Consider the following 23108-nt stretch of genomic DNA (forward strand, 5'->3'; position numbering starts at 1 on the left):
GCGGGCGGCATGAACTCCACCGGTGCGACGAACCCACGACCAACGCGCCGTTAACCCGCCACGCCGCGATCGGCGTTAGGCCCGTCGTTAGCGACGCGTGGGCAGAACGTCAGGCCGGCGTTGATCGCGTGACCGAGTCCGCGCGCTGTACGCCTCGACGCGGCTCAGACGGCGTTGCGCGCCGAGGAACGCGCGCTGAATCCCAGGCGCGACAGCACCACGCCGACCACCGCGCCGATCGCCTCCAGGGCCACGCGCGTCCCCAGCGCGTCCGGATCGTGGATGCGCTGCAGGGCCAAGCGCGCGTACACCGGGGATTCCAGCTTGACCACGCCCAGCGAGAACAGATGCCATGCGTCGATGCCCCCACCGATCGCCACGGCGATCACGCAGCTCCAGCCGATGGCGTGGGAATGGTGCAGCCCGGTGCGCGCGGCGATGGCATGCCAGACCGCGTACACCAGCAGGCCGATGACGAAGGCGATGGCACCGGCTTCCAGGGCGCCAAGCAGGCCGAAATGCAGCGGCAGATTCATGGGGTGGGGACGCGGTACGGGACTGGAGTCACTGTAGCAGCGCCAGGCGCCGGGTCAGGCGTCGTTCTCCGCGCGCGCGGCGATCTGTGCATCGCCTTCTTCGTCCAGGCGCAGGGCGATGGCGATCGGGCGACAGCACACCTGGCAGTCCTCGATGTAGTCGGCATCGCCGGCCGAGGCGTCCACGGCGATCTCCAAAGGTTCGCCGCAGTACGGGCAGTGGATCAGCTGGAAGTCGAGCATCTGGCGTGGCTCAGGACACGGTGGGCGGCGGCGGTGGGGCGACCGGCGGCAGTGCATGCTCACGCAGCGTGCGCATGCGCAGCCACAGCCCGCCCACGTGCACCAGCGAGTACATCACCAGCGCCGCGGCCATGCCCAGCGTCAACGGACTGGCCTGCGAGCCGGCCATGGCGGCGCCGCCGGCGAAGGCGCCGCTGGCCCAGCGAAACGCCAGCCGCCCCAGCAGCAGGACCATCAGCAGCGCGCCGATCCAGGGGTTTGGCGTGTACCAGCCCTGCCCGTCGCGCCATTCGCTGTGCGTGTGCCGCAGCGCCAGCAGGCCCAGCCCGGCGCCGGCCAGGGCGCCCAGCACCAGCCCCGGCGCCACGTGCGGAATCAGGAAACCCAGCACGATCAGCAGCACCGTGACCAGCGCCAGCATCCCCAGGCGGATCCCCGCGCGCACCGGTCGCCAGGGCTGGCGCCCGAAGCTGCGGCGGATGCGCCGGTAGTACAGGAAGGCGATCGCCACCATGGGCAGGTACGGCGTCAGCGGCGACACGGCGTGGGCGGGCATGGGCGAGATTCCTGGCGAGGGCAGGACGCAGCGTGGAACCCGGGGACCTGCCGCGCAAGATGCCAAGTGTCACTTCTTGCGCGTGGGCGTCTGGCGCGACGGCGCCGGTGACGAACCGGTCAGCCTGACGCGGCCTGAACAACTGCGCGCCGGCCAGCGGTTACAACCGCGATTCCGCGCCTCAGCGCACTTCGAGAGCTTCGCGCCATGCCGCTTCCCCATCGTCTGCGCCTGGCCCTGCTGCCCACCCTGCTGGCGGTCGCCGCCTGCAGCGGCGCGGCCGCGCCTGAGGCAGCCTCCGGCGCCCTGCCCTTCACCGCCACGCCGGTGCACCGCTTCGACGAGCCCTGGGCGATGGCCTTCCTGCCGGATGGACGCCTGCTGGTGACCGAGAAGCGCGGCCAGCTGCAGCTGTTCGACTTCAAGACCGGCAAGGCCACCCGGATTTCCGGCGTGCCCAAGGTTGCCTATGGCGGCCAGGGCGGGTTCGGCGACGTGCTGCCGCACCCGCAGTTCGCGCAGAACCACTGGGTGTATCTGAGCTATGCGGAGGCCGGCGAAGACGACACCCGCGGCGCCGCGGTCGCGCGCGCCAAGCTGGTGCTGGATGCGGCCGGCGGCGGTGCGCTGCAGGACCTGCAGGTGATCTGGCGCCAGGTGCCCAAGGTCAGCGGCCAGGGGCATTACGGGCACCGGCTTGCGTTCGACCGCGACGGCAAGCTGTGGATCAGCTCCAGCGAGCGGCAGAAGTTCGACCCGGCCCAGGACATGGCCAGCAACCTGGGCAAGATCATCCGGCTCAACGACGACGGCAGCGTGCCGCCGGACAATCCCTTCGCCGCCCAGGGCGGCGTGGCCGCGCAGGTCTGGTCGCTGGGCCACCGCAACATCCTGGGTCTGGCCTTCGACGCGCAGGGCCGGCTGTGGGAACACGAGATGGGCCCCAAGGGCGGCGACGAGCTCAACCTGGTCGAGCGCGGCGCCAACTACGGCTATCCGATCGTCTCCAACGGCGACCACTACGACGGGCGCCCGATCCCGGACCACGCCACGCGCCCGGAGTTCGCCGCGCCCAAGATCACCTGGACGCCGGTGATCTCGCCGGCGGGCTTCGTGATCTATTCGGGCCGCCTGTTCCCGGACTGGAAGGGCGACGGTTTCATCGGCGGGCTCTCCTCGCAGGCGCTGGTGCGGGTGGAGTTCAACGGCACGCAGGCGCGCGAGGCCGCGCGCTACGACATGGGCCAGCGCATTCGTGAGATCGAGCAGGGGCCGGACGGCGCCCTGTACCTGCTGGAAGACGGCGAGGACGCCGGCGCCGGACACCTGATCAAGCTCACCCCGAAGGCGTGAGCCCGGCGGCAGGCGCTGGCCGCGGCACCGCGTCGGCCGGGCGCAGTGGCGCGGTGCCCAGCGCCTGCCGGTAACGCGCCAGCAGCGCCTCGACCTTGTCGACATAGGCGCGCGTCTCCGCGTAAGGCGGCACGCCGTCGTAGCGTTCCACCGCGCCGACGCCGGCGTTGTAGGCGGCCAGCGCGCGCGTGCGGTCGCCGTCGTAGCGGCGCAGCAGCCAGCGCAGGTGGCGCGCGCCGGCGGCGATGGACTGCTCGGGCGAGAACGGATCGGCCACCCCGTAATCGCGCTGGGTGCCCGGCAGCAGCTGCATCACGCCCTGCGCGCCCTTGGGCGACACCGCGGCGGCATCGAAGCCGCTTTCGGCGTGGGCGATGGCGCGCAGCAGCGCGTCCTCGACCTGATTGCGCCTGGCCGCGGCGGCGAACAGCTTGGGCCAGGCATCCAGCCTGGGCGTACCGACCTGGCCCAGGCCGGCATGCGCCGGCTCGCCCGGCGGCGTGGCCACGGTGAAGCGCAGGTACGGCACCGCGCCGGGCAGCTTGCGCGTGCCGTAGACCTTGATCCCGTCCTGCTCGCGCTCGTACAGGGTGCCGCTGAAGACGCCCATGCGCCCCCACAGGTCCGGCGTCTGCACGGCGTTGTCGTCCAGTTGCACCGCCTCGCACTTCGAACCCTGCTCGGGCGCGGTGGACAGGCTCAGCGTACCCTCGCGCACGCAGCGATAGACCGTGCGCGCCAGCGCCGGCGGCGAGACGGTCAGGCACAGCAGGAGCAGGGCGAGCGCGCGCATGGCGCGCGAGTATGGCCAGTGCGCGTCAGCGGTGCGTGTTGGCCGAAGCGTCGGCCCGCGCCAGCCGTCGTTCCCGCTAACGCGGGAACCCATCGCCTTGGGGGCTTCTCTCGGGACACATCCAGGCTCCCGCGGAAAGCGGGAACCCAGGGCTTGAACCGCGCTTACTCCTTGGTGATGCGATGCCCGCCGAAGCCGTTGCGCATCGCCGCCAGCAGCTTGTCGGCGAAGGAGTCCTTCTCGCGCGAGCGCAGGCGCTCGAGCAGGGACAGGGTGATCACCGGCGCGGACACGTCCAGGTCCAGCGCCTCCTTGGCGGTCCAGCGGCCCTCGCCGGAGTCCTCCACGTAGGGCGCGATGCCGGCCATGGTCGGGTTCTGCTTCAGCGCATCGGCGGTCAGGTCCAGCAGCCAGGAGCGCACCACCGAGCCGGTCTGCCAGATCTGCGCGACCTGGTGCAGGTCGAGCTTGAAATCGGCCTTGCGCTCGAGGATGGCGAAGCCCTCGGCATAGGCCTGCATCATCCCGTACTCGACGCCGTTGTGGACCATCTTGGTGAAGTGGCCGGCGCCGGTCGGGCCGACATGGCCCCAGCCGGTGGTCGGCGACGGCGCCAGCGTCTCGAAGATCGGCTTGAGCAGGGCCAGCGCGTCGTCGGCGCCACCGACCATCATGCTGTAGCCCTCGGTCAGGCCCCACACGCCGCCGCTGGTGCCGCAGTCGACGTAGTGCAGGCCGGCCTCCTGCAGGCGCTGGGCGCGGCGCAAGGTGTCCTGGTAGAACGAGTTGCCGCCGTCGATGACGATGTCGCCCTTGGCCAGCAGCGGCAGCAGCGTGTCCAGGGTGTCGTCGACGATCTTGCCGGCCGGCACCATCAGCCAGACCACGCGCGGCGCGGACAGGCCGGCGACCAGCGCCTGCAGCGACTCGGCGGGGGTGATGCCCTGGGCGGCGACGCGCTGACGCGCCTCGGGCGATGGATCGAAGCCGCTGACCGTATGGCCGCCCTGCGCCAGCCGCTGCGCCATGTTGGCCCCCATCCTGCCCAGTCCGACCATACCCAGTTCCATCAGCGTGTCCTCTTTCGATGCCAGGCGCGTATGCGCGAAGACGACAAGGATAGGTCGCCTCCGTGAGCGGCGGGTATGCGGACGATGGCAAGGCCCGCACCGCATCGTTGCAGTGGCGGGCGGAAGGTGGCGTCAGGTGGCGTGTGCGGCATGGCTGCGCCCCGCCCTCTGGCCGCAGGCCAAGGGGAGGGCTGGGGTCGCTCTTCGCGGGGAAGGCAAAAGCAAAAGCACCCCCTCCCAGCCCCCCCCTTCGCTGCGCGAAAGGGGAGGAGCCTCAGTAGCGCCGGGGCCTGTTGTCAGTCGCGCACCAGCGTGACGTAGGCGCCGCTGCCGATGACCTGGAAGGTCTCGTTGTCCACGCGCCGCACCGGCGAGCCGTCGTCCAGTGCGTAGCGGTCGTGCGGATGGCCGGCGTCGGTGCCGCCGGATGGCGCAGGGAGAATGCGCACGCGGCGGCGCTCGCCGGTACTGTCCTGCGTGACGAAATAGCGGGTGTCCATCGTGTCGTCCCTCCCGAGGCTGTCGATGTGAGGCACGAGCCTAGGCCCGCCCGGATGAAGATCGGCTGCATGACCCAGGTGCGGCGCAGCGAGATCCGGGTAACCGGGACACCGAGCCCACAATCTCGTGACGACCCAGCGTCTTCCCCCAGTCGGACGCCACAGGACCCGCCCTGAAACGACGAAGGCCGCCCAAAGGCGGCCTGGCCGGTCGACCCACGCAGCCGGCGCGCTCAGAGCGTGTCGGGCGCCTGCGAAGGCGTCGTGGCCGGCGCCGTCGACTGCGGCACCAGGGTGCCGTCGGCCGGCTTGGCCTCGCTGGCCGGGACCGGGATGGACTCGCCCACCGGCTGCGGCTGCAGCGGCTGCGGGGCCGGCGGCGGGGTCTCGGCCGGCTTGGCCGCGGCGTCGGTCTTGGGCTTCTTCGGCGGCGGGGGCGGCAGGTAGCGCTCGACCAGGGCGAAGAACGAGCGGTAGAAAGTGGGCTGCTGCACGGTCAGGCTGGCCACGCGCACCAGCGAGTCGTCGGTGCTGCCGAAGGGCAGCGACAGCGAGCCCAGCGCGGTGCCCACGCTGGCCGAGGTATTGGACTTGCGCAGGTTGTAGCGGTCCTGGGTGGCGCTGGCGAACACCCACGACTCGCCCGAGGCCTGGGCCACGCACGAGACGCGGATGGCGACCTGTTCGTGCACTTCCGGCTCGGGCTGGAAGTTCTTGTTGGCCTCCACCGTGGAGGCGTCCGAACGGCTGACCACATAACCCTGGCTCAGCAGCGCGCGGCGCGAGGCCTCGCAGACCTGCTCGGGCGAGCGGTCGAAGGTGCGCGAGTAGGTACCGTCCGAATCGAAGTTCTCCTTGGCCAGCATCTCGCCCTTCTTCTCGAACGGCATATGGCCGCAGCCGGCCAGCAGCAGGACAGCGGTCAGAGGGACGAGGGAGAACAGGCGATTGGGCATGGGGACCGGCCGGACGTGCTGATGGAAACCCTTGAAGGATAACCCCGACGCGCGAAATCGGTTTCATCCGTCCCTGCGACCCGCTCAGTCGGCGTTCGGCCCGGGCGCGCGCGTCGCACGGCGCCATCACGAGACGCCACCTACCCTGCCGGGAACTCTGGACAGGAGGCATCCCCCATGCAGGTGCTGATCACCGGCGGCAGCGGCTTCATCGGCCAGGCCCTGTGCCCGGCGCTGCTGGCCCGCGGCTGGCAGGTCAGCGTGGTCTCGCGCGACCTGCAGGCGGCGGCCGAGGTGCTGCCGCAGGGCGTGCGCCTGCTGGCCGACATCGAAGGCGCCGGCGGCGCCGACGCGGTGATCAACCTGGCCGGCGCGCCGCTGGCCGGGCAGCGCTGGACCGAGCGCTACAAGCAGCAGCTGCGCGAATCGCGCCTGCGCACCACCGAGGCGCTGCTGGCCTGGATGCAGGGCCTGACCGTGCGCCCGGCGGTGCTGGTCTCCGGCTCGGCCATCGGCTACTACGGGCCGCGCGACGACACCCCGCTGACCGAAACCGACCCGCCCGGCGAGGATTTCGGCGCGCACCTGGCGGCCGACTGGGAGGCCGCGGCCTGGCCGGCCCAGCAGCTCGGCGTGCGCACGGTCTGCCTGCGCACCGGCGTGGTCCTGGACGGAGGCGGCGGCGCGCTGCAGCAGCTGCTGACGCCGTACCGGCTGGGCCTGGGCGGGCCGATCGGCAGCGGCGAGCAGTGGTTCAGCTGGATCCAGCGCGAGGACCTGGTGCGCCTGATCGTGTGGCTGATCGAACAGGACACGCTGGAGGGTCCGGTCAACGGCACCGCGCCCGAACCGGTGCGGCAGCGCGACTTCGCCGCCGCGCTGGGCCGCGCCCTGCACCGCCCCACCCTGCTGCCGACCCCCGGCTTCGCGCTGAAGGCGGCGTTCGGCGAAATGGGCCAGATGCTGATCGACGGTCAGCGCGTGATCCCGGCCCGCGCCCAGGGCCAGGGCTTCCAGTTCCTCTACCCCACCCTCGACGACGCCTTGGCGCGGAGTCTGGAACACGAGACCTGAGGCCGATCCCGGTCGCCTGTATCGCTGCCCCCGCAACGCCAAGCTTCGACATCGGCAGGATTCAAGCCAAGACCTGCGGTCAACGCCCGAGCGATCGCTCAGTGGGTCCTCGCAGACGAGGACGGGTTTTCAACGCGCACCAACCTCATCGGAGGACCGCCCTCGATCATGGTGCCGCTCGAGAAATCGGGCGCGAACTCGACCGTGATCCCCATGGATTCGGAGCGGAAGCGGGTCGGAGACAACGTGATCAATCGCTCGGCGACCGGAGCGCCTGCGTTGGCGAACAAGCCCTCCGGGCGCGCCTCAAGCACGACGTCGAGCCCGCCCCCCACATAGCGACCGGCGGCCTTGGAGAGCTCTTCGGGCGACAGCTTCTTCTCCTCGGTCGCCGGCACCGCGAGGTCGCGCCAACCGTAGTCGGTTGCGATGGCCCGGACCACGTCCGCCATCAACCGACGTCCATCGCCCCCGTTGGTCAGCGCCACGATGCCGTCGCCCTTGCCTTCGTAAGCCACCATGAAGGATTCAAATCCTTGATTCAGGCCGTCGTGGCCAAAACGGGGGGCCCCGTTCGTGTACAAGGCAAAGCCAAGCCCCCAGTTATCTTTCACGGGCTTCATCATGTCGCGCGCCATCCCGGGCGAGAGACGGCGGCCCTTTTTGCCCGCGATCGAGGCTTGCAGGTCGATCAACACACGCGCCAGATCGCTGGCGCTCGTCCACAGGCCCGCGGGTGCGAGCTCGGGGTAAACCACGTAGTTGCCAGGAATCGGCCTGCCATTGACATGGCCGAATGCCATGTCGGTCAGGATCGCCTTCGACGGCGGCATCGCGAAGGCGCTGCGGGTCATGCCGAGCGGCCCCAGCACCTCACGTTGCGCGAGGTCGGCGAAGGAGATGCCACTCACGTCGGCAAGCGCGACTTGCGTCACCACATAGCCGCCGCCCGAGTATTCGAACTGCGCGCCCGCCGGCAACACGCTGCGCACCGGCGCGTTGTGGCTGGGCGGCACGCCGTCCAGGATCTGGACGGGGGTGGGCAGTGGCGTCGTACCGGGCAGGTAGTCGGATCCGAATCCATGGACTCCAAGCCCGGCCGTATGGCTCAGCAGTTCCCGGAGGGTCACGCCGTTCGGAGCCAGCTTCGGATCCTTCGGCAACTGCCAGGAACGCAGGGCGATGTTGATGTCCTGATCCAAGGCGATCCTGCCCTGCTCCACGAGCCGCAACGCCAGGACGGCCGTCACCGCCTTGCTGATCGATGCCGCCTGGAACGCGGTGCCCGGCGTGACGGGCAGGCACGCCGCCGTGTCGCGCAGGCCCCAGCCACGTGCCCAGTCGAGCTTGCCATTGTGAATCACCGCGACGCTGAGTCCCGGCACGTCGAACTGACGCATGCGTTCGACCAAGGGGATCGGCTTGTCGCCCGGCTTGATGACCGCGGGCAGCAGATTCGCCTCGACATAGCGGGTATGGGCGTTGCTGGGCCCACCTACGGCCTCGGCGGGTGCGGGACAGTCGGCCGCCTGGGCGAAGCAGGATGCGCTGAGGAGCAGTCCTGCCATCACTGCGACGTGTGACGAGTGCCTCCGGCTCCGATCCATGATCCAGGTCTCTCCTCAACCGGCGAACAATTCCGCCGGAACGCCTTATAGCACCCCCGAAGAGGCAAGGCCTCAAGGGTTACGCGTTCGCCCCAGCTGAGCGCAGCGAGGCGAAGGCGGCGTATGCCCGCGCTCGATGCGAGCCGCAGCGCTAGAGAAGTGATGAGCCCAAACGTAGAGGCGCGGCGCCTGGAACGCGCGAAACGAATCAAGCGTCCGCCAGCGGCGTCAGCAGCGCGCGTAGCTGCGCGGCGCGTGCGGCGATGGCGGCGCGCTGCTCCCCGTCCAGCCGCTCCAGGCTGCGCCATTGCAGCGCCGCGCGGGGATGGTCGGCGAAGCGCCGCGCGTGGCGCAGCAGGAAGTCCCAGTACAAGGTGGTGAACGGACAGGCATCCTCGCCGCTGGCCGCGCCCGGGTCGTAGCGGCAGCCCTGGCAGTAGTTGGACATGCGCTGGATGTAACGGCCCGAGGCGGCATAGGGCTTGGACACCATGCGTCCGCCATCGGCGAACTGGCTCATGCCCAGCGTATTGGGCAGCTCCACCCACTCGACCGCATCGACATAGACCGCCAGATACCAGGCGTGGATCTGCGCAGGCGCGACGCCGAGCATGAGCGCGAACGCACCGGTCACCATCAACCGCTGGATGTGGTGCGCATAGCCCAGCTGCAGGGTCTGCTGCAGCGTCTGGCGCATGCACACCATGTGCGTGCGCCCGTCCCAGTAGAAGGCCGGCAGCGGCTGCCGCGCGTCCAGCGCGTTGTCCTGGGCGAAGGCCGGCATGCGCAGCCAGTACACCCCGCGCACGAACTCGCGCCATCCGATCACCTGGCGTACGAAGCCCTCCACCGCCTCGATCGGCGCATGGCCGTCGCGCCAGGCGCGCACCGCCGCCTCGACCACCACGCGCGGGGAGAGCAGCTTGAGGTTCATCGCCGCCGACAGCAGCGCATGGAACAGCCACGGCTGATCGGTCCACATCGCATCCTGGTAGCGGCCGAACTGCGGCAGGCGCAGCGCGACGAAGTCGTCCAGCGCCTGCCGCGCCTGCGCCGGGGTGAGCGGCCAGTCGAAGCGCGACAGGTCGCCGGGCCGGTCGCCGAAGCGCGCGCGCACCAGCGCGATCACCTCGCCGGTCACCGCATCGGGCGGGAAGGCGGCCGGAGCAGGCACCTGCTGCGGCCCGCCCTTGCCGAAGGACCTGCGGTTGTCCGCGTCGAAGTTCCAGCGCCCGGCCACCGGCTGCGCGCCGTCCATCAGCACCTGCTCGCGGCGGCGGATCCAGCGGTAGAAGTGCTCCATGCGCAGCTCGCGCCGGCCGCGCGCCCAGTCGGCGAAGTCGGCCGGATCGCAGAAGAAATGCAGGTCCGGCCGCTCGCTCCAGCCGAGGCCGGCCTCGGCCACCACCCGCGGCAGCGACTGCGCCAGGCGCCATTCGCCCGGCCTGACGGCGACGACCTTGTCCGGCCGCAGCGCGGCCAGGTCGTGCGCCAGCGCCTCTTCGAGCGTGGCGAAGTCGTGGCGGTCCAGCGCGCGGTATTCGACGCGCCAGCCGCGCGCCCGCAGCGCATCGCGGAAGTGGCGCATCGCCGCCAGGAACACCGCGATGCGCGGCTGGGTGCTCCACACATGCGAGGCCTCGTGCGCGACTTCGGCCATCCACACCGCGTCGCGGTCCGGGTCGAAGTCGTGCAGTGCGGCCGAGTCGGGGTCGAGCTGGTCGCCCAGCACCACCACCAGATGGCGCAGGCCGGGCCGCACGCGCATTGCTTTCAGCCCGCGCGCTCGGCGGACGCGGCGCTGTCCTGTTCGACCGCCATCAGCGCAAGCGAGCGGCCCAGCGCGGTCCAGGCCGCGCCGGCCGGCACCGCGCGCGCGTCGCTGCGGCCGCTGGTGTCGATCTGCACGCGCCAGTGCTCGCCCTCGACCGTGGGCAGATGGAACACCACGTCCTCCGGGTTGGCGTTGAGCAGCATCAGCAGGGTCACGTTGGCCGCCGCCTGACGCAGGCCGCTGGCCGGCGCGCGGCCGTCCAGGCGCATCATCAGCGCGCGCGCCTGCGGGTTGTGCCAGTCCTCCTCGGCCATCTCGGTGCCGTCCGGGGACATCCAGGTCACGTCCTTGATGCCCAGCTCCTCGTCGAACTTGCCGTCGAAGAAACGCGCGCGATGCAGCAGCGGATAGCGCCGACGCAGCGCGGTCAGGCGCTGTACGAAGCGGGTCAGCTCCGCGCCATCCGGCGAGGCGGCGGCCGCCCAGTCCAGCCAGCTGATCGCGTTGTCCTGGCAGTAGGCGTTGTTGTTGCCGCCCTGGGTGCGGCCGAACTCATCGCCGGCCTGCAGCATCGGCGTGCCCTGCGACAGCAGCAGCGTCGCCAGCAGGTTGCGCTGCTGGCGCGCGCGCACCGCGTTGATCTGCACGTCGTCGGTGGGTCCCTCGACGCCGTAGTTGCACGACAGGTTGTTGTCGGTGCCGTCGCGGTTGTCCTCGCCGTTGGCCTGGTTGTGCTTCTCGTTGTAGCTGACCAGGTCGCGCAGGGTGAAGCCGTCGTGGGCGGTGACGAAGTTCACCGAGGCGCCAGGCCGGCGGCCGCGGCGGTTGAACAGGTCGGCGCTGCCGGTCAGGCGCGTGGCCAGCTCGGAGAGCTTGCCTTCGTCGCCGCGCCAGAACGCGCGCACGTTGTCGCGGAATTTGTCGTTCCACTCCACCCAGCCCGGCGGGAAGCCGCCGACCTGGTAGCCGCCGGGGCCGACGTCCCAGGGCTCGGCGATCAGCTTGACCTGGCTCAGCAGCGGATCCTGCCGGCACGCGGCAAGGAAGCCGCTGGAAGGGTCGAAGCCGTGCCGCTCGCGCCCCAGGATGGTGGCCAGGTCGAAGCGGAAGCCGTCCACGTGCATCTCGGCGACCCAGTAGCGCAGCGAATCCATCACCATGCGCAGCGCGCCGGCGTTGGTCAGGTCGAAGGTGTTCCCGGTGCCGGTGTCGTTGATGTAGTAGCGGCGGTCGTCGGCCAGGCGGTAGTAGCTGGCGTTGTCGATGCCCTTGAACGACAGCGTCGGCCCCATCTGGTTGCCTTCGGCGGTGTGGTTGTAGACCACGTCCAGCAGCACCTCCAGCCCAGCGTGGTGCAGGCGCGCGACCATCTGCTTGAACTCGTGCACCGAGCCGGTGGCCATGTAGCGCGAGTGCGGGGCGAAGAAGCCCAGCGTGTTGTAGCCCCAGTAGTTGGACAGGTCCTGCTCGAGCAGGTGCTGGTCGTCGGCGAAGGCGTGGATGGGCAGCAGTTCGACCGCGGTCACGCCCAGGCCCTGGATGTACTCGACCAGCTCGTCGTTCTTCAGCGCCGAGAAGGTGCCGCGCAGATTCTCGTCCACGCCCGGGTGGGTCATGCTCAGGCCGCGGATATGGGCCTCGTAGATCACCGTGCGCTGCCAGGGCGTGAGCAGGCGCTTGTCGTTGCCCCAGGTGAAGGCCGGATCGATCACCGCGCACTTGGGCATGTAGCCGGCGCTGTCGCGGCGGTCGAAGGACAGGTCCTTGTCCTTGTGGCCCACGGTGTAGCCGAACAGATGCGGCGCCCACTTGGGCTCGCCCACGATCTGCTTGGCGTACGGGTCCAGCAGCAGCTTGTACGGGTTGAAGCGATGGCCGGCGTCGGGCGCGTACGGACCGTGCACGCGATAGCCGTAGAGCTGGCCGGGCCGCGCGTCGGGCAGGTAGCCGTGCCAGATCTCGTCGGTGTATTCGGGCAGCACGATGCGCTCGGCCTCGCGCCCACGCTCGTCGAACAGGCACAGCTCCACGCGCGTGGCGTTGGCCGAATACAGGGCGAAGTTCACGCCCAGCCCGTCCCAGGTGGCCCCCAGCGGGAAGGGCCGGCCCTCGCGGATGCGCGAGCGGCGGACCGGGCGACGCTTGTCCTGGGCGCGGGCCGGCCGGATGCGGGGGGGCGCGAGGGTCACGGCGTGTCAGCGTCCTCGGATCGGGGCGTCAGGGTCGAGCCGCTCTGCTCGGCCACGCGCGATTCGGCATCGGCCAGGCGTTCGGCCATGGCCCAGTGTCGCGCGGACTGGCCGTCGGGGCGACCCTCGGCTTCCCAGATCTCGTGAGCCAGCTGTTCGATGCGGAGCCTGCGGGCATTGGGGTCCATGGCGAAACGTCATTCAGGGGCGACCAGCACGGCCACCGGGGCATGGGCGAACAACTCGGACAGCGCGATGCGTCCCGAGGGTATCTGCAGCACGCGCCCGTCGGGCAGGCTATGCCAGGTGCCATCGGGAACGGGCAGCGCCCCATCCTGCCACCAGTCTGCCGGCAGCTGCGGCACGGCGGCGTCGACGAGGCCCTCGGCCACCAGCCGCGGCACCGCGACCACCAGGCGCTGGCCCTCGTGCTGGCGGCGGAAGGCCAGCACCTGCCCGGCGCGCGGCCCCTCGGCGTGCAGCACGCGGTAGTCGCCGCGGGCGAACAGCTCGGGCAGCCGCGCCCGCAGCTGCAGCAGCAGCGCGACCAGGCGCGCCTTGGCCTGGCCGCTGCGCCAGTCCTGCAGCAGCGCGGCCCAGGAGGCCTCGTCGGCCAGCCAGCGGCGGCGCAGGTCGAAGTCCACCGGCCGACGGTTGTCCGGATCGACCAGCGACAGGTCCCAGCCCTCGGTGCCCTGGTAGAGATCGGGCACGCCGGGCGCGGTCAGCCGCAGCGTGGCCTGGGCCAGGCCGTTGACCGCGCCAGCCGCGCCGATCGACTGCGCGGCGCTGTGCAGGGCGGTGCGCAGCGCCTTGCCTTCGGGTGCGACCAGGGCCAGGTCGAGCAGCGCGCGTGCGGCGGTCTCGTAGGCTTCGTTGGGCTCGGTCCAGGTGCTGTGCAGCTTGGCCTCGCGCAGGGCCTTGGTCTGCCACTGGGCCACGCGCTCGGCGAAGGCCGCCAGGCCGTCGGCATCGTCCGCGCCCAGTTGCAGCGGCCAGGCGCCGATCAGTGTCTGCCACAGCATCAACGCATCGCCGGGCGAACACGCATCCGCGCCGATCCGCGCGCCGGCCAGCGCGTTGAAGGTCTGCACCTGCTCGGCCCACCACGGCGCGCGGCCGCTCAGCACCGCCAGGCGCATGCGCACGTCTTCGCCGCGCTTGTGATCGTGGGTGGCGGTGGCGAGCATCGCGCGCTGGTGCCCGGCGGCATGCGCCTGGACGCTGGTATGGAAGACCTGCGGATCGGTCGCCAGATGCTGCGGATGCGAGCCGACCTCGTTGCGCGAGAGCAGCACGCCGTGGCGATAGAAGGCCGTGTCCTCCACCGACTTGGCGTTGAGCGGCGCGGACAGCTGTTCCAGCCGCCGGCGCAGCACGCGGCGCAGGCTGCGCTGCACGTTGGGCGTGTCGGGGTCGTCGCGCATCCAGCGCTGCAGCGCGTCGATGGCGGCCTGCACGCGCGGATTGGCCTGTTCGCGCGCGGCCTGCGCGGCGCGCGCGAACAACGCCGCATCGCCCTCGTCCAGCCCGTCGTTGCCGGCATAGGTGCGGTACACGGGGAAGCGCCGCATCACCGCGGTCAGCGCCTTGCCCATCATCTGCGGGCTGAACTCGCGGCAGATCGGGTCCAGGTGCGCGCAGGCCACCGCGGCCTGCTGGGCGCGGGTGAACTCGGCCTGCAGCGAGGCGTCCAGGATCTCGCCACGCGCCTGGAATTCCTCCTGCGCAAAGTCCCCGCTGCGCCCGCTGACACGCTGCCACAGCGCGGTGAGCGCCGCCTCGCCGTCCGCGTCGTGCAGCACGCCGGAGACCTGGTCCATGAAGTCGTAGCCGGTGGTGCCCTGCACCGGCCAGTCGCGCGGCAGCGTCTCGCCGGGCGCCAGGATCTTCTCCACCAGCAGGGTCACCTTGCCCGGGCGCAGGCCACGCTTGCGCCCGGCCTTGTCGACCTGCGCGCGCAGCCGGCGCAGGTAGCCCCGCGGGTCGGCCAGGCCGTCGACATGATCCAGGCGCAGGCCATCGAGCACGCCCTCGGCGATCAATCGCAGCGGCAGCGCGTGCACCGCGGCGAACACATCCGGCCGCTCCACGCGGATGGCCGCCAAGGACGTGATGTCGAAGAAGCGCCGGTAGTTGACCATGTCGTTGCCGACCGCCCACCACGCCAGCCGGTAGGACTGGCGTTCGAGCAGCCGGTGCAGCGTGCTCTCCCCGCGCGCGGTGCCCTGGCTGATGCGCCAGGCCCAGTCGCGGCGCAGCGCCAGATCCGCAGGGACCGCCGCGCCGTCCACGCGCACCGGGAAGCAGGCGTCGTGGTGTTCCAGCTGCAGCTCGCCGGCGGCGGATACGCCCAGCTTGAGCGCGCCTTCGGCCAGCGCCTGCGCGTAGGGCCGGTCCAGCACCGGCAGCCAGAGCTTGCCGTCGTGGCCGGGGCTGCGCCAGTCGATGTCGAACCAGTCGGCATGCTTGCTGCGGCGGCCGTGCTTGAGCACGTCCCACCACCACGGATTGGTCGCATGGGCGGCCATGTGGTTGGGCACGATGTCCAGCAGCAGGCCCATGTCGTGCGCGCGCACCGCCGCGTGCAGCGCCATCAGCCCCTGCTCGCCCCCCAGCTCGGGATTGACGCGGGTCGGGTCGGTGACGTCGTAGCCATGGGTCGAGCCGGCCACGGCCGTGCCGATCGGCGACAGATAGAGATGGCTCACGCCCAGCTGCGCGTAGTACGGCACCTGCGCGGCGGCATCGTGCAGGGTGAAGCCTTCATGCAGCTGCAGGCGCGCGGTGGCGCGTAACTCGGTCATGGCGTCCCCTCGCCGCGTGCGGTGGCGAACGCGGCCAGCGCCGCATCCAGGTGTGGCGTGTCCTGCGGCAGGCGCCGCGACCAGTTGGGATGGCCTTCGACCACGCCGGGCAGATTGGGCTGTTCCTCCAGGCCCAGCGCGTCCTCGGCCGGCAGCAGCGCCAGCGGCGCCGGGCTGTGCGCGGCGAAGGCCAGCCAGCTGGCCAGCGTCTGGCCATCGCCGCCGTCGGCGCGGACCTGCGCCTGCAGGCGCGCGACGTCCTGGCTGCGCTGGGCGTCCTCGGCGGCGCGGTCGATCCGGCCGCCGGTGCCCAGCCGTTCGCGCCAGTCCAGGTCGCGGCCGATGCGCCAGCCGGCCAGCGTGGGGAGGTCGTGCGTGGTCGTGGTGGCCGCCGCCGAGCGGCGCCACTGCGCCGGCGGCAGGAAGGCGCCGTCCGCGTCGCGGGTGAACATCAGCACGTCGATGCCCAGCACGCCGTGCGTAGCCAGCACCTCGCGCAGGCCATCGGGCACCACGCCCAGGTCCTCGCCGATCACGACGCAGCGTTGGCGCCAGGATTCCAGCGCCAGCAGCCGCAGCAGGTCCTCGAAGGGATAGCGCAGATACACGCCGTCGCCGGCCCTGCCGCCATCGGGCAGCACCCACAGCCGCAGCAGCCCGAGGATGTGGTCGATGCGCACGCCGCCGCGCTGGCGCATCACCGCGCGCAGCAGCGCGATGAAGGGCGCGAAGCCGCTCGCGCGCAGGCCGGCCGGCGAATAGCTGCCGATGCCCCAGGCCTGGCCGTCGGCGTTGAAGGCGTCCGGCGGCGCGCCCAGCACCAGGCCGTGCAGCACCGCCTGCGGCCACGCCGCGGCCTCGGCGCCGTGCGGATCGAAGCCCACCGCCAGGTCGCTGATCAGACCCAGGCGCATGCCCGCCGCACGGGCCTGCCGCTGCACGTCCTGCCAGCTGCGCGCGGCCAGCCACTGCGCATAGCGGTGCAGGCCGGGGTCGCCGTCGCCGGCATCGGCCGCGGCGAAGCTCACGTGCTGCTCCAGCGCCGGCCCGCCGTCCGCGATGAAGGCCTGCAGATCCGCCTGCAGCGCCTCGGGCAAGGCCTGCTCGCGCAGCGCGCGCAGCCAGGCCCACTTGGCCTGCCCACCGTCGTGCCAGTCGACCAGCGCGGCCGCGTTCAACTGCGCCAGGCGCGTCTCCAGCCCGGCCACGTGCAGGGCCTGCCGCGCCAACGCCTCGCCCAGCACCAGCGCCGGTGCGGCGTACAGCGGATCGAAGAAGCGCCGGTCGCTGGGCGAATACGGGCTGTAATGCCGCTGCAGCGGCCGCGCGGCATGGATCGGGCTCAGCGCCAGCGCATCGCCGCCGGCGGCGGCCACGCGCCGCGCCCAGTCCAGCGCGCCCTGCGCATCGCCGATGGAGGCATCCAGCGGCGTGCGCGCCGAATAGACCTGCAGCCCCACGCCCCAGGCGCGCGGCTGCGCCACCCCGCAGGCATCGGCCACCGACCAGCAGCGCGTGGGCGCGATGGCCAGCGCGATGCCGTCTTCGCCAGCGCCTTCGCACAGCACGCGGTAGTAGCCCGGCACCGCGATGGGGCCGAGCGCGCCCTGCTCGTCGAAGCGGCCTTCCTGGGCCTGGCCGTGCTCATCGAGCAGCTTGTACGCGGCGCCCGGCCGGCCCTCGACGGCCACCGGCGTATCGACTACCGCGGTCCGCAGCGCCGGCCGGCCCTGCATGGCTTCCAGCCGGCGCTGGCTGTCGGCGCACTGCGCCGGCGTGGCGCAAGGCAGCTCCATCGCCTCGAGCACGGCGCGCAGCGTCGTATCGGCCACCGTGCGCGGCTGGCTGGCCACGTCGACCCAGTCGACCAGCAGGCCGGCGGCGTCGGCCAGCGCGTGCAGCGCGTCGGCGCTCATGCCTGCGCGTCCTGCCACCACGCGCGCAGGGTGTTGGGGCCCAGCGCATCGCTGTCGGCATCGGCGCCTTCGGCATGCAGCAGACGCGCGCCGGCCGGCACGGGCACGGTCAGCGGCGCGGTGCCCAGGTTGAATTCCACCTGCAGCACCGCCGCGCCCAGCTGCCAGCGCGCGACGATGGCGCCCGGGGCCAGCACCTGTGCGCCCAGCGCGCGCGCCTGATCCAGATGCGGCACCAGCTGCGTGGCGCGCACCTGCAGCAGCTGCGCGAACCATGCGGCGAACGCCGCGCCCTCGCCGCGCAGCGACTCGCCGATGTCCACCCTGGACACCTCGAAGGTCTGCACCGCGTTGGGGTCCGGGATGCTCGCCCGCACCGCCGGATTGGCGAACGCGGCGAACTGCGCGAACTCGCGCCGCCGGCCCTCGCGCACCGCCTCGTCCAGCGGCGCCTGGTAGTCGGTGAAGAACTGGAACGGCTGCCGCGCGCCCCAGGGCTCGCCCATGAAGAACAGCGGGATCATCGGCGTCAGCGCGGTCAGCGCCAGCGCCACGCGCAGCGCCGACGGGGCGACCTGGGTGATCAGGCGATCGCCCATCGCGCGGTTGCCGATCTGGTCGTGGTTCTGCGCGAACACCACGAACTTGGTCGGCGGCAGATGGCCGGACGGCTCGCCGCGCACATGGCCGCGCGGATCGGGCTGGCCCTGGTAGGCGAAGCCCTCGCCCAGCACGCGCGCCAGGTGCCCGCTGGCATCGTCGGCGAAGGCGGCGTAATAGCCCTCGTCCTCGCCGGTCAGCAGCACGTGCAGGGCATTGTGGAAGTCGTCGTCCCATTGCGCGGTGTAGCCGTCGGCCAGGCGGAAGGCCTGGTTGGCCTCGTTCTCCAGCACCAGGTGCACGTGGCGGTCTTTGGCCACGCTGGCGACGATGGCCTGGCGCAGGGTCTCCAGAAAATCGTTGGGCACGATCGCGTGCACCGCATCCAGGCGCAGGCCGTCGAAGCGGTATTCGTGCAGCCACATCAGCGCGTTGTCGATGAAGTAGCGCTGCACCGCCTCCTGGCGGAAGTCGATGGCCGGGCCCCACGGCGTATGCGCATCGGCGTTGAAGAAGCCTTCCGCGTACTGGTGCAGGTAGTTGCCGTCCGGGCCGAAGTGGTTGTAGACCGCGTCCAGCAGCACCATCAGGCCGTGGCCGTGGGCCGCGTCAATCAGCGCCTTAAGTTCGTCCGGGCTGCCGTAGGCCGCCGCCGGCGCGTACGGCAGCACACCGTCATAGCCCCAGTTGCGCGTGCCGGGGAAGGCGTTGAGCGGCATCAATTCGATGGCGGTGATGCCCAGCTCGACCAGGCGCGGCAGCTGCGCCATCACCCCGGCGTAGCCACCGCTGGTGCCGACGTGCAGCTCGTAGAGTACCGCCTCGCGCCAGGGCCGGCCCTGCCAGTCGGCGTGCTGCCAGACATAAGCCTCGGCATCGACGACGACGCTGGGACCGTGCACGCCCTCGGGCTGCCAGCGCGAGGCCGGGTCCGGGACAGGCTCGGCATCGTCGATGCGATAGCGGTAGCGCGTGCCGGGCGGCAGCGGCAGGACCGCATCGAAGCTGCCGTCGTCGCGGCGCGTCAGCGGCTGCGACGCCTGCCCTTCCACCTCCAGCCGCACCTGGCGCGCGTCCGGCGCCCACAGCCGGAACCGCGTCTGCCCATCGGCGCGTGCGACCGCGCCGAGCCACGAACTGCCCGGATGCTCCCCCTGGCCCGGCATCAGACGGCTCGCAGCCAGATGGTGGAAAGCGGGGGCAGCGCCAGCGAGAGCGACTGCGCGTGCCCGTGCATGGGCACCGGCTCGGTACTCACCGCCCCGGCGTTGCCGACATTGGAGCCACCGTAGTGACCGCTGTCGGTATTGAGGATCTCGCGCCACTGACCGGCACGCGGCACGCCGACGCGATAGCCGTAGCGCGGCATCGGGGTGAAGTTGCTGACCGCCAGCACCGGCGCGCCGTCGCCATCGCGATCGAAGCGGACGAAGGCGAACACGCTGTTGGCGTGGTCGTCGCCCACCGACCAGTCGAAGCCCTCAGGCATGTGGTCGTTGCGATACAGCGCCGGCTCGGCGCACAGCAGGCGGTTGAGGTCGCCCACCAGCTGCGCCAGGCCGTGATGCTCGTGCTGCTGCATCAGCCCCCAGTCCAGCTGCGTGTCGTGGTTCCACTCCGACCACTGGCCGAACTCGCCGCCCATGAAGAGCAGCTTGCGGCCCGGATGGGCCCACATGAAACCGAAGTACGCGCGCAGGTTGGCGAAGCGCTGCCAGGCATCGCCCGGCATGCGCGTGAGCAGCGAGCCCTTGCCGTGCACGACTTCATCGTGCGAGAGCGGCAACACGAAGCGTTCGGAGAACGCATAGACCATGCCGAAGGTCATCTCGCTGTGGTGATGCTTGCGGTGGATTGGATCGCGCTTCATGTATTCGAGCGTGTCGTGCATCCAGCCCATGTTCCACTTGTGGGTGAAGCCCAGGCCGCCGTGCTCCGGCGGCTGCGTCACCCCGCCCCAGGCGGTGGACTCCTCGGCGATCATCATCACGCCGGGGAAGCGGCGGCCGACCTCGCCGTTGAGCCGGCGGATGAACTCCACCGCCTCCAGGTTCTCGCGACCGCCGTGCTGGTTGGGCACCCACTCGCCCTCGCTGCGGCTGTAGTCGCGGTAGAGCATCGACGCCACCGCGTCCACGCGCAGGCCGTCGATGTGATAGCGCTCGATCCACTCCAGCGCGCTGCCGACCAGATAGGCCGAGACCTCGTGCCGCCCGTAGTTGTAGATCAGGGTGTTCCAGTCCTTGTGGAAGCCCTCCTTGGGATCGGCATGCTCGTACAGCGCGGTGCCGTCGAAGCGCTGCAGGCCGTGCGCGTCGTTGGGGAAATGCGCGCTGACCCAGTCCAGGATCACGCCGATGCCGGCGTTGTGGCAGGCATCGACGAAGCGGGCGAAGCCTTCCGGGCTACCATAGCGCGCGGTCGGCGCGTACATGCCCAGCGGCTGATAGCCCCAGGAGCCGCCGAAGGGATACTCGGTGATCGGCAGCAGTTCGATATGGGTGAAGCCCAGCCACTGCACGTACGGGATCAGCGCATCGGCCAGCTCGTCCCAGTTCATGTGCCGGCCGTCCTCGCGCAGGCGCCAGGAACCGGCGTGCAGCTCGTAGATCGAGATCGGCTCGGGCGTGGTCGCACGGGCCGCGCGGCGCGCCATCCATTCCACGTCGGTCCAGGCGAAGGCTTCGGCCTCGGGCACCACCGAGGCGGTGGCCGGCGGCAGTTCGCACTGGCGCGCCATCGGATCGGCCTTGTGCGGCAGGCGGGTGCCGTCGGCCGCAGTGATCTCGTACTTGTAGCGCATGCCGGGCACGATGCCGGGCAGGAACAGCTCCCACACCCCGCCGTCGTGGCGCAGGCGCATCGGATGACGGCGCCCGTCCCAGCCGTTGAAGTCGCCCACCACCGACACGCGCCGCGCATTGGGCGCCCACACCGCAAAGCGCACCCCGTCCACGCCCTCGTGGGTCACGCGGTGCGCGCCCAGCGCCAGCCGTGCCGACTCGCCATCGCCGGAGACGATGCCATGCAGCCATTCCTGCTGCAGCGCCGGGCCGAAGCGATAGGGATCCTCGATCTCCTCCAGCGCCTCGGGCCAGGCGATGCGCAGGCGGTAGGCCATCTGCGTGGGCAGCTCGGCCTCGAACAGGCCGGCCGGATGCACGCAGCGCATCAGTGCCACGACCTTGCCCTGCGCATTGAGCACGGCCATGGCCTCGGCGCCCTGCGCCATCGCCACGATCCGCATCCCGCCGCTGCCGGTGGCGCGCGGGCCAAGCAAGGCGAACGGATCGCCGTCGTGGCCATCGACCAGCGCCTGCAGCCGCGGGTCGAGCGGCGCATCGGCGCGTGTCTGCGAAGCCTCGCCTTCGCCGGCGGTGATCACCTTGGCCCTCTGCCCGGCCCGGTCGGACTCACTCATGCCAGCGCCGCGGTGCGGTCGTAGAGGGCCAGATACTTGCTGCCCGCCACGTCCCAGCCGCTGGGCTTGAGCATGGCCGCGCGGCGCATGGCCTGGATCAGGCCCGGCAGGCGGAAGGTGCGGAAGGCGCGCGCCAGGCAGCGACGCAGCGCGTCGGCCGACGGCTCCTGGAACAGGAAGCCGGTCACGCCATCGTCCACCGTGTCGATCAGCCCGCCGGTGGCGTGGGCGATGGGCAGGCTGCCGAAGCGCTGGGCGTACATCTGGCTCAGACCACAGGGTTCGAAACGGGAAGGCATCAACAGGAAATCCGAGCCGGCGAACATGCGCCGAGCCAATTGTTCCTCGAAGCCGATGAAGGCGCCGACATGACCGGGGTAGCGACGCGTCAGCGCCAGCACGCTCTGCTCGATCTGCGGCTCGCCGCCGCCGATCACCACGATCTGCCCGCCGGCGGCCACGATCTGCGGGGCGACCTCGCATATCAGGTCCAGCCCCTTCTGGTGGACCAGGCGCGAGACCACGGCGAACAGCGGGCCGTCGCGCTCGGGCAGGCCGAACTCGCGCCGGACCTGGCTCGCGTTGGCCTTGCGGCCGGCCCAGTCGTGCAGGTTGAAGTGCGCCTGCAGATGGTTGTCGGTACTCGGGTCCCAGCTGGCGTCGATGCCGTTGAGGATGCCGGTCAGGCCGCCGGCCGCGGCGCGGCGCGCCAGCAGCCGGTCCAGGCCACAGCCCATCGCCGGCAGGGTGATCTGCGCGGCGTAGCTGACGCTGACGGTGTTGACGTGCGCGGCATGCACGATGCCGCCGCGCAGGAAGGACATCTGGCCGTAGAACTCCAGATCCGCGCGCGCCGCCTCGGGGATGCCGAGCAGCGGCGCCACCGCGTGCGGGAACAGGCCCTGGTAGGCCAGGTTGTGGATGGTCAGCAGGCACGGCGTGCTGCCGCCGGACCACTTCACATAGGCCGAGGCCAGCGCGCACGGCCAGTCGTTGAGGTGCAGCAGGTCCGGCGCCCAGTCCAGGCCGGCGCGGCCGCCGGCGATCTCGGCCGCGGCATGCGAGAGCGTGGCGAAGCGCACGGCATTGTCTTCCCACTCCGCGCCCAGGCTTGACACGTAGGGCGAGCCTTCGCGTTCGAACAGCTCCGGGCAGATCAGCACATAGACGGGCAAGCCATCGTCCAGCGTGGTGTAGCCCAGCGCGCAGGCCGGCAGACCGGCCTTGGGCGCGATCCGGCCGACCATCTGCAGCTTGCCGGCCTTGGCGCGCACGGCGCGGTAGCCGGGAATCAGCACGCGCGCGTCGTAGCGGTGGCGCAGCGCGCGCGGCAGCGAGGCGGCGACGTCGCCCAGCCCGCCGGCCTTGATGAAGTCGGCCATCTCCGAGGTGACGAACAGCGACGTGCGGCGCGGCGAGACGCCGGAGCGCACCGTGTCGGGATCGTTGGCCGCGCGCGGCGCGAACCGGCCGCGCGCATCGCGGGCGCGCAGGGACTCCTGCGACAGCGGCAGCGCGGCGCGGGGTGAAGGCTTCAGGGGACGCGGGGACTCGGGCAGCACAGACGCAGACATGGGGGATCGAACATCCGTCGCAGGAACGAAAGAGGAGAAAGACGGAACAGCAACAGCAAAACGAGCGCGGAGCGAAGAACCGCCGCAGGCCATTGAGCGACCGGCGACGTGACGCGGGTGAGAGGGGGCGGCGCGGCGG

At 71.2% G+C, this 23108-nt stretch carries 18 protein-coding genes; 2 read left to right on the plus strand and 16 right to left on the minus strand.

Features of this window, described 5'->3' with window-relative positions:
- Window positions 1-164 precede the first annotated feature (164 nt).
- From MWN52_RS16870 to MWN52_RS16880, 3 genes are read right to left on the minus strand one after another with little or no spacing between them, the layout of a single operon-like run.
- Window positions 165-536 (minus strand): hypothetical protein, encoded by a 372-nt coding sequence (locus tag MWN52_RS16870; protein WP_286575609.1) that lies wholly within the window; start codon window positions 534-536, stop codon window positions 165-167.
- A gap of 54 nt (window positions 537-590) precedes the next feature.
- Window positions 591-779 carry a CPXCG motif-containing cysteine-rich protein gene (locus MWN52_RS16875; RefSeq protein ID WP_130525092.1) on the minus strand — a complete coding sequence of 63 codons (189 nt, stop codon included), beginning with the start codon at window positions 777-779 and terminating at the stop codon, window positions 591-593.
- A 10-nt stretch (window positions 780-789) separates the two neighbouring features.
- Entirely contained in the window at window positions 790-1335 is a 546-nt protein-coding gene (locus tag MWN52_RS16880; RefSeq protein ID WP_131659577.1) for a CcdC protein domain-containing protein, read from the minus strand.
- Window positions 1336-1542: 207 nt separating this feature from the next.
- Here MWN52_RS16880 and MWN52_RS16885 point away from each other — a divergent pair, with 207 nt between their 5' ends.
- Window positions 1543-2688, plus strand: coding sequence for a PQQ-dependent sugar dehydrogenase (locus tag MWN52_RS16885; protein ID WP_286575610.1), 1146 nt, complete (start codon window positions 1543-1545; stop codon window positions 2686-2688).
- On the opposite strand, the gene MWN52_RS16890 is transcribed toward MWN52_RS16885, so the two are convergent.
- From MWN52_RS16890 to MWN52_RS16905, 4 genes are all read right to left on the minus strand, one after another.
- Window positions 2672-3481 carry a lytic transglycosylase domain-containing protein gene (locus MWN52_RS16890; RefSeq protein ID WP_286575611.1) on the minus strand — a complete coding sequence of 270 codons (810 nt, stop codon included), beginning with the start codon at window positions 3479-3481 and terminating at the stop codon, window positions 2672-2674. The genes MWN52_RS16885 and MWN52_RS16890 overlap by 17 nt on opposite strands.
- A gap of 164 nt (window positions 3482-3645) precedes the next feature.
- Complete coding sequence (gene gnd / locus MWN52_RS16895) at window positions 3646-4551, minus strand: phosphogluconate dehydrogenase (NAD(+)-dependent, decarboxylating) (protein ID WP_286575612.1); 906 nt, start codon at window positions 4549-4551, stop codon at window positions 3646-3648.
- Window positions 4552-4847: 296 nt separating this feature from the next.
- Window positions 4848-5051: a hypothetical protein gene (locus MWN52_RS16900; protein WP_130525097.1), complete on the minus strand. Its 204-nt coding sequence runs from the start codon at window positions 5049-5051 to the stop codon at window positions 4848-4850.
- A 233-nt stretch (window positions 5052-5284) separates the two neighbouring features.
- Window positions 5285-6007, minus strand: coding sequence for a DUF2242 domain-containing protein (locus MWN52_RS16905; RefSeq protein WP_234852800.1), 723 nt, complete (start codon window positions 6005-6007; stop codon window positions 5285-5287).
- Between the two features lie 177 nt (window positions 6008-6184).
- On the opposite strand from MWN52_RS16905, the gene MWN52_RS16910 reads away from it, so the two are divergent.
- Window positions 6185-7081, plus strand: coding sequence for a TIGR01777 family oxidoreductase (locus MWN52_RS16910; RefSeq protein ID WP_286575613.1), 897 nt, complete (start codon window positions 6185-6187; stop codon window positions 7079-7081).
- A 98-nt stretch (window positions 7082-7179) separates the two neighbouring features.
- Here MWN52_RS16910 and MWN52_RS16915 read toward each other — a convergent pair whose 3' ends face one another.
- The 9 genes from MWN52_RS16915 to glgA form a co-directional block, all read right to left on the minus strand.
- Window positions 7180-8649, minus strand: a complete 1470-nt coding sequence (locus tag MWN52_RS16915) for a serine hydrolase domain-containing protein (RefSeq protein ID WP_286575614.1) — start codon at window positions 8647-8649, stop codon at window positions 7180-7182.
- A 247-nt stretch (window positions 8650-8896) separates the two neighbouring features.
- A complete protein-coding gene (locus MWN52_RS16920; RefSeq protein ID WP_286575615.1) occupies window positions 8897-10456 on the minus strand; it encodes a cryptochrome/photolyase family protein in 1560 nt (519 codons plus the stop codon).
- Window positions 10457-10461: 5 nt separating this feature from the next.
- Complete coding sequence (gene glgX / locus MWN52_RS16925) at window positions 10462-12630, minus strand: glycogen debranching protein GlgX (protein WP_286577780.1); 2169 nt, start codon at window positions 12628-12630, stop codon at window positions 10462-10464.
- Between the two features lie 17 nt (window positions 12631-12647).
- A complete protein-coding gene (locus MWN52_RS16930) occupies window positions 12648-12839 on the minus strand; it encodes a DUF2934 domain-containing protein (protein ID WP_130516288.1) in 192 nt (63 codons plus the stop codon).
- Between the two features lie 9 nt (window positions 12840-12848).
- Complete coding sequence (treY, locus tag MWN52_RS16935) at window positions 12849-15458, minus strand: malto-oligosyltrehalose synthase (protein WP_286575616.1); 2610 nt, start codon at window positions 15456-15458, stop codon at window positions 12849-12851.
- The gene (locus MWN52_RS16940; protein ID WP_286575617.1) at window positions 15455-17374 is read right to left on the minus strand and encodes a 4-alpha-glucanotransferase; all 1920 of its coding nucleotides are present in this window, start codon (window positions 17372-17374) and stop codon (window positions 15455-15457) included. Before MWN52_RS16940 ends, treY begins: the two co-directional genes overlap by 4 nt.
- Complete coding sequence (gene treZ, locus MWN52_RS16945) at window positions 17371-19140, minus strand: malto-oligosyltrehalose trehalohydrolase (protein ID WP_286575618.1); 1770 nt, start codon at window positions 19138-19140, stop codon at window positions 17371-17373. Before treZ ends, MWN52_RS16940 begins: the two co-directional genes overlap by 4 nt.
- Complete coding sequence (gene glgB / locus MWN52_RS16950; protein ID WP_286575619.1) at window positions 19140-21395, minus strand: 1,4-alpha-glucan branching protein GlgB; 2256 nt, start codon at window positions 21393-21395, stop codon at window positions 19140-19142. The genes treZ and glgB overlap by 1 nt, the downstream gene beginning before the upstream one ends.
- A complete protein-coding gene (gene glgA, locus MWN52_RS16955) occupies window positions 21392-22969 on the minus strand; it encodes a glycogen synthase GlgA (protein WP_130525106.1) in 1578 nt (525 codons plus the stop codon). Before glgA ends, glgB begins: the two co-directional genes overlap by 4 nt.
- Between the last annotated feature and the right edge of the window lie 139 nt (window positions 22970-23108).

This window comes from Pseudoxanthomonas winnipegensis (assembly GCF_030322905.1).
Lineage (GTDB): Bacteria > Pseudomonadota > Gammaproteobacteria > Xanthomonadales > Xanthomonadaceae > Pseudoxanthomonas_A > Pseudoxanthomonas_A winnipegensis.